This is a genomic window from Pseudomonas sp. PvP025 (genome assembly GCF_017832155.1).
Taxonomy (GTDB): domain Bacteria; phylum Pseudomonadota; class Gammaproteobacteria; order Pseudomonadales; family Pseudomonadaceae; genus Aquipseudomonas.
This window is the reverse complement of the sequence record NZ_JAFIBJ010000001.1, coordinates 5,354,271-5,365,710: the sequence shown is the minus strand read 5'-3', so window position 1 is coordinate 5,365,710 and position 11,440 is coordinate 5,354,271. Positions and strand designations below refer to the sequence as shown.

General features: G+C 60.0%; 9 protein-coding genes. 6 read left to right on the top strand and 3 right to left on the bottom strand.

The genetic code is table 11. The features are described 5' to 3' along the window. Positions 1-204: 204 nt before the first annotated feature. On the bottom strand, positions 205-1,068 hold the full coding sequence (gene tsf / locus JOE32_RS23395) for a translation elongation factor Ts (protein WP_209989530.1): 864 nt from the start codon (positions 1,066-1,068) through the stop codon (positions 205-207). Between the two features lie 204 nt (positions 1,069-1,272). After that, positions 1,273-2,010, bottom strand: a complete 738-nt coding sequence (gene rpsB / locus JOE32_RS23390; protein WP_049709669.1) for a 30S ribosomal protein S2 — start codon at positions 2,008-2,010, stop codon at positions 1,273-1,275. A 387-nt stretch (positions 2,011-2,397) separates the two neighbouring features. On the opposite strand from rpsB, the gene map reads away from it, so the two are divergent. The 4 genes from map (at position 2,398) to JOE32_RS23370 (ending at position 8,157) form a co-directional block, all read left to right on the top strand. Continuing rightward, positions 2,398-3,180 carry a type I methionyl aminopeptidase gene (gene map, locus JOE32_RS23385; RefSeq protein ID WP_209989528.1) on the top strand — a complete coding sequence of 261 codons (783 nt, stop codon included), beginning with the start codon at positions 2,398-2,400 and terminating at the stop codon, positions 3,178-3,180. 60 nt (positions 3,181-3,240) lie between these two features. After that, positions 3,241-5,943, top strand: coding sequence for a [protein-PII] uridylyltransferase (locus JOE32_RS23380; protein ID WP_209989525.1), 2,703 nt, complete (start codon positions 3,241-3,243; stop codon positions 5,941-5,943). Between the two features lie 162 nt (positions 5,944-6,105). Continuing rightward, a complete protein-coding gene (gene dapC, locus JOE32_RS23375; RefSeq protein WP_209989522.1) occupies positions 6,106-7,305 on the top strand; it encodes a succinyldiaminopimelate transaminase in 1,200 nt (399 codons plus the stop codon). Between the two features lie 108 nt (positions 7,306-7,413). After that, complete coding sequence (locus JOE32_RS23370) at positions 7,414-8,157, top strand: M12 family metallopeptidase (protein ID WP_209989518.1); 744 nt, start codon at positions 7,414-7,416, stop codon at positions 8,155-8,157. Positions 8,158-8,166: 9 nt separating this feature from the next. Here JOE32_RS23370 and JOE32_RS23365 read toward each other — a convergent pair whose 3' ends face one another. Further along, the gene (locus JOE32_RS23365; RefSeq protein WP_209989514.1) at positions 8,167-9,816 is read right to left on the bottom strand and encodes a Na+/H+ antiporter; all 1,650 of its coding nucleotides are present in this window, start codon (positions 9,814-9,816) and stop codon (positions 8,167-8,169) included. Between the two features lie 185 nt (positions 9,817-10,001). Here JOE32_RS23365 and JOE32_RS23360 point away from each other — a divergent pair, with 185 nt between their 5' ends. Together JOE32_RS23360 and dapD are read left to right on the top strand one after the other, a co-directional pair. Beyond that, positions 10,002-10,364 (top strand): ArsC family reductase, encoded by a 363-nt coding sequence (locus JOE32_RS23360; protein WP_209989511.1) that lies wholly within the window; start codon positions 10,002-10,004, stop codon positions 10,362-10,364. A 31-nt stretch (positions 10,365-10,395) separates the two neighbouring features. Then, on the top strand, positions 10,396-11,430 hold the full coding sequence (gene dapD, locus JOE32_RS23355) for a 2,3,4,5-tetrahydropyridine-2,6-dicarboxylate N-succinyltransferase (RefSeq protein ID WP_209989508.1): 1,035 nt from the start codon (positions 10,396-10,398) through the stop codon (positions 11,428-11,430). The last annotated feature ends 10 nt before the right edge of the window (positions 11,431-11,440 follow it).

The window sequence follows — 11,440 nt, the reverse complement described above, 5'->3', positions numbered from 1 at the left end:
CTCTCCTGCGGCGTATTTTTTAAAAATTCTTGGCGAGCCGTTTACGGCTTGCGTTCACTCTAGCTGGACGCTGTCACAGCGCCATCGGAACACGGCTTTGTAAGCCAGTTCCGAAGGGAAGCCAAATTAAATCGGCCTGCCCATTTGAAAAGAGGCTGCGCGCGTGAGCGGGCAGCCTCTTTCGGGCGACAGTTGAAACCTGTCTTATTGCTTGGCGGCAGCCAGCTGGGCAGCAACTTCTTCAGCGAAGTTGTCGACCGGCTTCTCGATGCCTTCGCCTACCTTGAAGTAAGTGAAGGAAACGATTTCGGCACCGGCTTTCTTGGCCAGCTCGCCAACCTTGATTTCAGGGTTCTTGACGAACGCCTGCTCAACCAGGCTCGCTTCGGCCAGGAACTTGCTGATACGGCCTTTGACCATGTTCTCAACAATGTTTTCTGGCTTGCCTTTGATTTTTTCTTCGTTCAGCTGCAGGAACACAGCTTTTTCACGCTCGATGGCTTCAGCAGAAACTTCCGAAGGCAGCAGGAACTCAGGGTTGCTGGCCGCTACGTGCATAGCGATGTCCTTGGCCAGCTCAACGCTGCCGCCTTTGAGCACAACGGCAACACCGATCTTGTTACCGTGCAGGTAACCACCGACAACATCACCTTCAACGCGAACCAGGCGACGGATGTTGACGTTTTCGCCAACCTTGCCGACCAGTACCAGGCGATCCGCTTCCTGAGCTTCGATCAGCGGAGCGACGTCAGTCAGTTTGTCGGCGAACGCTTTTTCAACGCTGGCGGCAACAAACGCCTTGAAGTCATCCTGCAGGGCCAGGAAGTCGGTCTGCGAGTTCACTTCCAGCAGCACGGCAGATTTGCCGTCTTCCTTCAGAGCGATCGCGCCTTCAGCGGCCACGTTGCCTGCTTTCTTGGCAGCCTTGATGGCGCCGGAAGCACGCATGTCATCAATGGCTTTTTCGATGTCGCCGTCAGCCTTTTCCAGGGCTTTCTTGCAATCCATCATGCCTTCGCCAGTACGCTCACGCAGTTCTTTAACCAACGCTGCAGTAATTGCTGCCATTTTCAAATTCCTCTTGGATAGGTTTTCAACCATTCCACCCGATCGAACGGGGGATCAATTCTTCCCGAATCACCGTCGCAGGCCGCTGCACGTTACAGTTGCACTGTTGCGCTGCCACAAGTGGGCGCCGACAAACGGTTTCCGAGGGGGCAAAAAGGGGGCCAAGCCCCCTTTTTGCTTACTGAGTCAACGCCAGGGCGTCAATTACTCAGCTGCGGCTACCGGAGCTTCTTCAACGAACTGCTCGGCGCCACCAGCAACGTGGTTGCGACCACGGATAACAGCGTCGGCCATCGAACCCATGTACAGCTGGATAGCGCGGATTGCGTCATCGTTGCCCGGGATGATGTAGTCAACGCCTTCCGGGCTGCTGTTGGTATCGACAACGCCGATAACCGGGATGCCCAGCTTGTTGGCTTCGGTGATCGCGATGCGCTCGTGATCAACGTCGATCACGAACAGTGCGTCAGGCAGGCCGCCCATGTCCTTGATACCACCCAGGGAACGATCGAGCTTTTCCAGATCGCGAGTGCGCATCAGCGCCTCTTTCTTGGTCAGCTTGGCGAAAGTACCGTCTTCGGCTTGCACTTCAAGGTCACGCAGACGCTTGATGGAAGCACGGATGGTTTTGAAGTTGGTCAGCATGCCGCCCAACCAGCGGTGATCGACGTACGGCGAACCGCAACGTGCTGCTTCTTCAGCAACGATCTTGCCGGCGGAACGCTTGGTGCCGACGAACAGAATCTTGTTTTTGCCCTGGGCCAGGCGCTCTACGAAGGTCAGTGCTTCGTTGAACATCGGCAGGGTTTTTTCAAGGTTGATAATGTGAATCTTGTTACGCGCGCCGAAAATGTACTTGCCCATTTTCGGGTTCCAGTAACGGGTCTGGTGACCGAAGTGCACACCGGCCTTCAGCATATCGCGCATGTTGACTTGGGACATGATAGTTCCTTAATAAGTCGGGTTTGGCCTCCACGTATCCCAATGACCAACCAGCGGCATCAAGGCCTCCGGCACCCAGGTCATCGTGTCGACACGTGTGTGGATTTAAGCTCTGCGGGGTATCCCCGGAAAGCGGCGCATTTTATACCACGGCGAAGACGAAAACGGAACTCGAAATCACATCCGGCCTGCGCAACCCGACTGTAACCCTTTGAATAGCGCCAATTTAGCCCCACCTTATAGACAGAAGCGATCATCAGGGGCTCATGATTTGCCGCCCGCGTCTGATAGAATCGCGTTTTTTGCGGCTTGTGCGAATTCTGTAACCTTTTATCGCACGCCCTTGAACCGTATTGATTTCAGCGCGTTGCGCTAGAGAGAGTCCGTATGACCGTTAGTTTGAAAACCGCCGAAGACATCGCCGGCATGCGCATCGCCGGCAAGCTGGCTGCGGATGTGCTGGAAATGATCGCCGAACACGTCAAGCCCGGCGTCACCACCGAAACCCTGAACCAGATCTGCCACGATTACATCGTCAATGTACAGGGCGCCATCCCCGCACCGCTCAACTACAAGGGTTTCCCCAAGTCGATCTGCACCTCGGTCAACCACGTGGTGTGCCATGGCATCCCGGGCGACAAACCGCTGAAGGACGGCGACACCCTGAACATCGACGTCACGGTGATCAAGGACCGCTACTTCGGCGACACCAGCCGCATGTTCCATGTCGGCAACGTGCCGGTCTGGGCCGAACGCCTGTCCCAGGTGACCCAGGAATGCATGTACAAGGCCATCGAGATCGTCAAACCCGGCTGCCGCCTGGGCGACATCGGTGAAGTGATCCAGAAGCACGCCGAAAAGAACGGCTTCTCGGTGGTCCGTGAATTCTGCGGCCACGGCATCGGCACCGTGTTCCATGAAGAGCCGCAGATCCTGCACTACGGCCGTGCCGGCACCGGCATGGAGCTCAAAGCGGGCATGACTTTCACCATCGAACCGATGATCAACCAGGGCAAGGCCGACACCAAGGTGCTGGGCGACGGCTGGACGGCCATCACCAAGGACCGCAAGCTTTCGGCCCAGTGGGAACACACCTTGCTCGTCACCGAGACCGGCTACGAGATCTTCACCCTGCGCGCCGACGACACGATTGCACGCGTCTCGCCATAAGGCTTGCGCTGGTTTTCCCACGTTGCGTGCGACTCAATAGATAGAAAGGAAAGCCGATCGATGCCCCAGGTGGATCCCGAACTCTTCGACCGTGGCCAGTTCCAGGCCGAACTGGCCCTGAAGGCGAGCCCCATCGCCGCGTTCAAGAAGGCCATCCGCCACGCCCGCGAAGTGCTCGATGCGCGCTTTCGCAGCGGTCGGGACATTCGTCGACTGATCGAGGATCGCGCCTGGTTCGTCGACAACATCCTGCAAAAGGCCTGGGAGCAGTTCAGCTGGAGCCGCGAGGCGGATATCGCCCTGGTGGCAGTCGGCGGTTACGGGCGCGGCGAACTGCACCCCTACTCCGACATCGACCTGCTGATCCTGCTGGACAGCGACGACCATGAGATCTTTCGCGATTCCATAGAGCGCTTTCTCACCCTGCTGTGGGATATCGGCCTGGAAGTCGGTCAGAGCGTGCGCTCGGTGGCCGAATGCGCCGAAGAGGCCCGGGCCGACCTGACCGTCATCACCAACCTGATGGAAAGCCGCACCATCGCCGGCCCCGAGCGCCTGCGCCAGCGCATGCTGGAAGTCACCAGCACCGCGCACATGTGGCCGAGCAAGGAGTTCTTCCTGGCCAAGCGCACCGAGCAGAAAGCCCGGCACCACAAGTACAACGACACCGAATACAACCTCGAGCCCAACGTCAAAGGCTCGCCGGGCGGGCTGCGGGATATCCAGACGATTTTGTGGGTAGCGCGGCGCCAGTACGGCACCCTGAACCTGCGCGCCCTGGCCGGCGAAGGCTTCCTGGTCGAAAGCGAAAACGCCCTGCTGGCGTCGTCCCAGGAGTTTTTGTGGAAGGTGCGCTACGCGCTGCACATGCTCGCCGGGCGCTCGGAAGACCGCCTGCTGTTCGACCACCAGCGCTCCATCGCCACCCTGCTCGGCTTCGAGGGCGAAGACGCAAAGACCAGCATCGAAAGCTTCATGCAGCAGTATTACCGGGTGGTGATGAGCATTGCTCAACTCAGCGACCTGATCATCCAGCACTTCGAAGAAGTGATCCTCGCGCCCGAGGATGAGGCGCCGCCGCAGCCCATCAACTCGCGCTTCCAGTTGCACGACGGCTACATCGAGGCGCGCAACGACAACGTGTTCAGCCGCACCCCGTTCGCCATGCTCGAAATCTTCGTGCTGATGGCCCAGCAGCCGGAGATCAAAGGCGTGCGCGCCGACACGATTCGCTTGTTGCGGGAAAACCGTCACCTGATCGATGACGAGTTTCGCAACGACATTCGCAACACCAGCCTGTTTATCGAACTGTTCAAGTGCAGGATCGGCATCCATCGCAACCTGCGGCGGATGAACCGCTACGGCATCCTCGGGCGCTACCTGCCGGAGTTCGGCTTTATCGTCGGGCAGATGCAGCACGACCTGTTCCACATCTACACCGTCGACGCCCACACCCTCAACCTGATCAAGCATCTGCGCAAGTTGCAGTACACCCAGGTGTCGGAGAAGTTTCCGCTGGCCAGCAAGCTCATGGCCAAGCTGCCCAAGCCGGAACTGATCTACCTCGCCGGCCTGTACCACGATATCGGCAAGGGCCGGCATGGCGATCACTCGGAAATCGGCGCGGTCGACGCCGAAGCATTCTGCCAGCGCCACCAGTTGCCGCTGTGGGACAGCCGCCTGATCGTGTGGCTGGTGCAGAACCACCTGGTGATGTCGACCACCGCTCAGCGCAAGGACTTGTCCGACCCGCAGGTGATCCACGACTTCGCGCAGATCGTCGGCGATGAAACCCACCTCGACTACCTGTACGTGCTGACTGTTTCCGACATCAACGCCACCAATCCGACGCTGTGGAATTCCTGGCGCGCCAGCCTGTTGCGCCAGCTGTACACCGAGACCAAGCGCGCCCTGCGCCGCGGCCTGGAAAACCCGGTGGACCGCGAAGAGCAGATCCGTCGCACCCAGAGCGCGGCCCTGGACATTCTGGTGCGCGGCGGCAACGACCCGGACGACGTCGAGCAACTGTGGTCGCAACTGGGCGACGATTACTTCCTGCGTCACACCGCCGGCGATGTGGCCTGGCACACCGACGCGATCCTGCAGCAGCCGGCCGATGGTGGCCCGCTGGTGCTGATCAAGGAAACCACCCAGCGCGAATTCGAGGGCGGCACGCAGATCTTCATCTATGCGCCCGACCAACACGACTTCTTCGCGGTAACCGTGGCGGCCATGGACCAGCTCAACCTGAACATCCATGACGCCCGGGTGATCACTTCCAGCAGCCAGTTCACCCTCGACACCTACATCGTGCTCGACACCGAGGGCGAGTCCATCGGCGACAACCCGGCGCGGGTGAAGAAGATCCGCGATGGCCTGACCGACGCCCTGCGCAACCCGGACGATTACCCGACCATTATCCAGCGCCGGGTGCCGCGCCAGCTCAAGCATTTTGCCTTTGCGCCCCAGGTCACCATCTCCAACGATGCGCAGCGCCCGGTCACCGTACTGGAACTCAGCGCGCCCGACCGCCCCGGCCTGCTGGCGCGCATCGGCGGGATTTTCCTGGAGTTCGATCTGTCACTGCAAAATGCCAAGATTGCAACGCTCGGCGAGCGCGTGGAAGACGTGTTCTTTATTACCGACGCCGACAACCAGCCGCTGTCCGACCCCGAACTGTGCCTGCGCCTGCAGGCGGCGATCGTGCAGCAATTGAGCGTGACCCAGGAGCCCGGCGTTGAGCTGACCCGCCTGACTATTTGAGCCATGCCGGGATTATGTGGGAGGGGTCTTGCTCCCGATAGCAGTGGATCAGATAAAAATCAGCTGACTGACACACCGTAATCGGGAGCAAGCCCCCTCCCACAGTGGATGTTCCCCGGCAACCAGACCGCGTGCCGACAACTGAATTTGACGAGACTTGCAATGAACAACGCCCTGAACCAGCTGCAGCCCTACCCGTTCGAGAAACTGCGCGCGCTGCTCGGCAGCGTCACGCCAAACCCGGACAAGCGCCCGATTGCCCTGTCCATCGGCGAACCCAAGCACACCTCTCCCTCCTTCGTGGCCGAGGCGCTGAGCAACAACCTCGACCAGATGGCGGTGTACCCGACCACCCTGGGCATCCCGGCACTGCGCGAAGCCATTGGTGCCTGGTGCGAACGTCGCTTCAATGTGCCCAAGGGCTGGCTGGACCCGGCGCGCAATATTCTGCCGGTCAACGGCACCCGTGAGGCGCTGTTCGCCTTTACCCAGACCGTGGTCAATCGCAGCGACGATGCGCTGGTGGTGAGCCCGAACCCGTTCTACCAGATCTACGAAGGCGCCGCGTTCCTCGCTGGAGCCAAGCCGCATTACCTGCCGTGCCTGGATCAAAACGGCTTCAACCCGGATTTCGACGCGGTGTCACCGGACATCTGGAAGCGCTGCCAGATCCTCTTCCTGTGCTCCCCAGGCAACCCGACCGGCGCACTCATCCCGGTCGACACCCTGAAAAAACTTATCGCCCTGGCCGACGAGTACGACTTCGTCATCGCCGCCGACGAGTGCTACAGCGAACTCTACTTCGACGAGCACACCCCGCCACCGGGCCTGCTCAGCGCCTGCGTCGAGCTGGGTCGCCAGGATTTCAAGCGCTGCGTGGTGTTCCACAGCCTGTCCAAACGCTCCAACCTGCCGGGCCTGCGTTCCGGGTTCGTGGCGGGCGATGCCGACATCCTCAAGGCCTTCCTGCTGTACCGCACCTACCACGGCTGCGCGATGCCGGTGCAGACCCAACTCGCCAGCATTGCGGCCTGGCAGGATGAGGCCCACGTGCAGGCCAACCGTGATCTGTATCGCGAGAAATTCGACGCGGTGCTGGCCATCCTCAAGCCGGTGCTGGACGTACAACACCCGGACGGAGGCTTTTACCTGTGGCCGAATGTGCAGGGGGACGACGCCGCGTTCTGCCGCGACCTGTTTGTGCAAGAGCATGTGACCGTGGTGCCGGGCTCATACCTGTCGCGGGAAGCGGACGGCGTAAACCCTGGCGCCGGTCGCGTACGCCTGGCGCTGGTGGCACCGCTGGCAGAGTGCGTGGAAGCAGCGGAGCGGATTCGCGATTTCATTCAGCGCGCCCGGTAATCCCTTTCAAATCCCGCGCTGTGCAATGCAGTGCGGGGTCAATTTTCCCTGGGAACCAATTGAACCCTGCCTTCCACTACTCGGTACCTTATTCCGAGCGTAGAAAGCATGAGTTTCCCTATTCAAATATCGACCTTTACTCCTCACCCATCTGACATGCATAGAGAAGCTTCAGCCTCCGAACATGTATCTCGAACCAAAAGAGGCATTGCGGACACGGGTAAGAGATGGCCTGACGGCATTGTTAATATCGCATTGGACCTGAGAGACAACAGAAGTAAGGCACTGGTAATCGACGCACTCAGGGAATGGGCTCATCACACCCCCGCACTGCAGTTCAACGTTGTCGACGGCAAGGAAGGGGACATTCGAATCAGCGATGACGAGGGTTTGCAGGGTAATTGGTCGGAGATCGGTACCGACGCAGAAAACACGCCGTTGGACGAGCCGACGATGCACCTGGACAGGAATGACGACTCGGCAGTCTTTCGCACGACGGCCTTGCATGAAATCGGGCATGCCCTGGGAATGGAGCACGAACACCAACACCCGGCTAACACGATCAACTGGGACAAGGACTACGTCTATAAGTCCATGAGTGACAGCGAAGGCTGGGATGCAGATACGGTTGAGATCAACATGTTTAGTACTCATACCGGACCCGATCTACTCCTGTCCCCCTACGACGACCGATCAATCATGCACTACCACATTAATGTCGGCGAAACTATCGATGGAAAAGCAGTGCCGCCAAACTACTCATTATCCAAGGGAGACCAGGCAATCATTCGCACGCTTTATACGCCCAGCCGCTTTAAAGGCAGCGACGCCAATTCAACTGCCTACCGGTAGACGTTGCAGCTATCCAGGCCTGACTGTCCCCAGATTCGCTTCACTCATATCCAGTTCCGCCAACACCTCCCTCAACACGTCATCACCAATCTGGTGAAGACGGCTCAGGCGGTACAATTCAAGGCGCTGCGCACGCAGGGCCTTGAGGCGCAGCTTGCGTTCAAGCTGGTCCATTTGCAGCGCCAAAGCCTGGGCTTCGGCGGAGTCGTTGAACACTTCCAATTGATGGCGATACTCCGACATCAACCGCGCCCGCAACTCGGTCGCCAGGGCTGCCTTGGCGGCATCCGCAGGGTCCGCTTCGGCGGATTCCTCGGCTTCAAGGGCATGGATCGCCGCCACAGCAGTTTTCTTCCAGGCCTCGCGCACTTCGTTGTGGCGTTTTTCATCCGGGCTCTTTTCGATACCCCGCAACAGCAGGGGCAAGGCAATGCAGGCTGCGACCAGCGACAACAGAATCACCCCGGCCGCGATGAAGATCAGCAGGTCGCGCTCGGGAAAATCCTGACCCGGCGCCAGCAGCAAGGGCACCGACATGACACCGGCCAGGGTCACGGCGCCGCGCACGCCGCCAAAGGTCAACAGCCAGCACGAGCGCGCGGTCGGCACCTGGGTCAGCTCACCTTTCCCACGTATACGTCGAAGCAGGACTGACAGGCGCCAGATGCTTTGCACCCAGATAAAGCGCAACACCACCAGCACCAGGAAGATCGCAATCACGTCCAGACAGCGGTACAACAGGGTTGGCCACACGGTCGGCTCATGGCTGACAACAGCCTTGATGATGTCCGGCAGTTGCAGACCCAACAGTAGAAATATCAGACCGTTGAAGGCGAATTCCAGCAACGACCAGACGCTGCGATTGAGCAGGCGCGTACTGGTCTGGCGCGGCAGCAGGTCAAGCCAACTTTGCATCATGCCCGCCGCCACCGCCGAGAGGATGCCTGACGCGCCCAGGCGCTCGGCCAATACGTACGCGGCAAATGGCAGCAGCAACATGAACACCACGTGGGTGGCCGGATCGTCCCAGCCGCGCGCGATCATCCAGGCGCGCAGACGGCCGACCAGCCAGCTCAACGCCACACCCACTGCCAGGCCGCCCACCGCCACCAACACAAACGTCAGACTGGCGTCTGCGAGGGAAAACACCCCGGTCAACGCCGCCGCCAGGGCGAATTTGAAGGTCACCAGGCCCGACGCGTCATTCATCAGCGCCTCGCCCTGCAGCATGTGCATAAGCGGCTTGGGCAGGCGATTCTGGGAAATGGCCGACACGGCTACCGCGTCCGTTGGTGATAACACCGCCGCCAACGCGAAGGCCGCCGGAAGCGGGATCGCAGGCAACAGCCAATGAATGAAATAGCCCGCGCCCACCACGGTGAACAGCACCAGCCCCACGGCCAGCGTCAGGATCGGTCCGCGCAAGCGCCACAACTCGCGCTTGGGCATGCGCCAGCCATCGGAGAATAACAGCGGCGGCAAAAACAGAAACAGGAACAGCTCCGGGTCCAGCGCCACATGCAGCCCCAGCGTCGGCCAGGCCAGCAATGCGCCGGCGGCAATCTGCACCAGGGGCAACGGCAGGGGGATGACACGTCCGACGAGACGCGAAACGCTGACCAGCATCAGCAGGATAAGCACGGTGTAAGCGGTTTGCATAAAGCGGGGTTCCCGGACAATCGACTTGCAATGACACACATCAGGCAACAATTGGCAGTTGAAGTGCCATATTAGCTGCCTATGCTGCGCTGGCTTGTGCACAAAAGTCCTACAGCACCCAAATCCGCTGGGCATGGCATAATCCGCGATCGTTCGGTTTCATTAGTCCAAAAGGGGGCAATTCCTTGACCGATTCAAGCAAAACGTTGCACCTTTTCGGCATCAAAGCTTGCGACACCATGAAAAAGGCGCGCACCTGGCTCGACGAGCACGGCGTCACCTATCAGTTCCACGATTACAAAACGGCCGGTATCGACCGCGAACATTTGACCCAATGGTGCAATGAGCACGGTTGGCAAGTGGTGTTGAACCGTGCGGGCACCACCTTTCGCAAACTCGAAGACGAACGCAAAGCCGATCTCGATCAGTCGAAAGCCATTGAATTGATGCTCGCACAACCCTCGATGATCAAGCGCCCGGTGCTCGATCTCGGAGACAGAACCCTGATTGGCTTCAAGCCAGAAAGTTATTCGGCGGCCCTCAAGTAGGCCAGCCTTCCATTTTTGTAGAGGTAACAGCATGTCCCATTCCCTGTTCAGCCTGGGCTTCGGCGTTGGCACTCAGAACCGCCAGGGTGCCTGGCTGGAAGTGTTTTACGCACAACCCCTGCTCAACCCGTCGGCCGAAATCGTCGCGGCCATCGCGCCAATCCTCGGTTACACCGAAGGCAACCAGGCCATCACCTTCACCGTGTCCCAGGCTCTGCAACTGGCCGACGCGCTTAAAAGCGTCGACACTGCACAGGCCGCGCTGCTGAGCCGCCTGGCCGAGAGCCACACGCCGCTGGTCGCCACACTGCTCGCCGAAGACGCCGCGCTCACGTCCACGCCCGAGGCGTACCTCAAGCTGCACCTGCTGTCCCACCGCCTGGTCAAGCCCCACGGCCTGAGCCTGGCCGGTGTGTTCCCGCAGTTGCCGAACGTGGCGTGGACCAGCCAGGGCGCGATCGACATCAATGAACTGGCGGAGCGCCAGCTGGAAGCGCGCCTGCGTGGCGATCTGCTGGAAGTGTTCTCGGTGGACAAGTTCCCGAAAATGACCGATTACGTGGTCCCGGCCGGCGTGCGTATCGCCGACGCCGCACGTATCCGTCTGGGCGCGTATGTGGGCGAAGGCACCACGGTGATGCACGAAGGTTTCGTCAACTTCAATGCCGGCACCGAAGGCCCGGGCATGATCGAAGGGCGTGTCTCGGCTGGCGTGTTCGTCGGCAAGGGCTCGGACCTGGGCGGCGGTTGCTCCACCATGGGCACGCTCTCGGGCGGCGGCAATATCGTGATCAAGGTCGGTGAAGGCTGCCTGGTCGGCGCCAACGCCGGTATCGGTATTCCACTGGGCGACCGCAACACCGTGGAATCGGGTCTGTACGTGACCGCCGGCACCAAGGTGGCACTGCTGGACGAGCAGAACCAACTGGTCAAGGTGGTCAAGGCGCGCGAACTGGCCGGCCAGCCTGACCTGCTGTTCCGCCGTAATTCCGAGACCGGTGCCGTGGAGTGCAAAACCCACAAATCGGCCATCGAACTGAACGAAGCGCTGCACGCTCACAACTAAGCAGCCACTC

Bases quoted from the DNA above. Each gene is read 5' to 3' on its own strand.
- map (WP_209989528.1), top strand. From the start codon at position 2,398: ATGACCGTTAGTTTGAAAACCGCCGAAGACATCGCCGGCATGCGCATC.
- tsf (WP_209989530.1), bottom strand. From the start codon at position 1,068: ATGGCAGCAATTACTGCAGCGTTGGTTAAAGAACTGCGTGAGCGTACT.
- JOE32_RS23365 (WP_209989514.1), bottom strand. From the start codon at position 9,816: ATGCAAACCGCTTACACCGTGCTTATCCTGCTGATGCTGGTCAGCGTT.
- JOE32_RS23380 (WP_209989525.1), top strand. From the start codon at position 3,241: ATGCCCCAGGTGGATCCCGAACTCTTCGACCGTGGCCAGTTCCAGGCC.
- JOE32_RS23370 (WP_209989518.1), top strand. From the start codon at position 7,414: ATGAGTTTCCCTATTCAAATATCGACCTTTACTCCTCACCCATCTGAC.
- rpsB (WP_049709669.1), bottom strand. From the start codon at position 2,010: ATGTCCCAAGTCAACATGCGCGATATGCTGAAGGCCGGTGTGCACTTC.
- dapC (WP_209989522.1), top strand. From the start codon at position 6,106: ATGAACAACGCCCTGAACCAGCTGCAGCCCTACCCGTTCGAGAAACTG.
- dapD (WP_209989508.1), top strand. From the start codon at position 10,396: ATGTCCCATTCCCTGTTCAGCCTGGGCTTCGGCGTTGGCACTCAGAAC.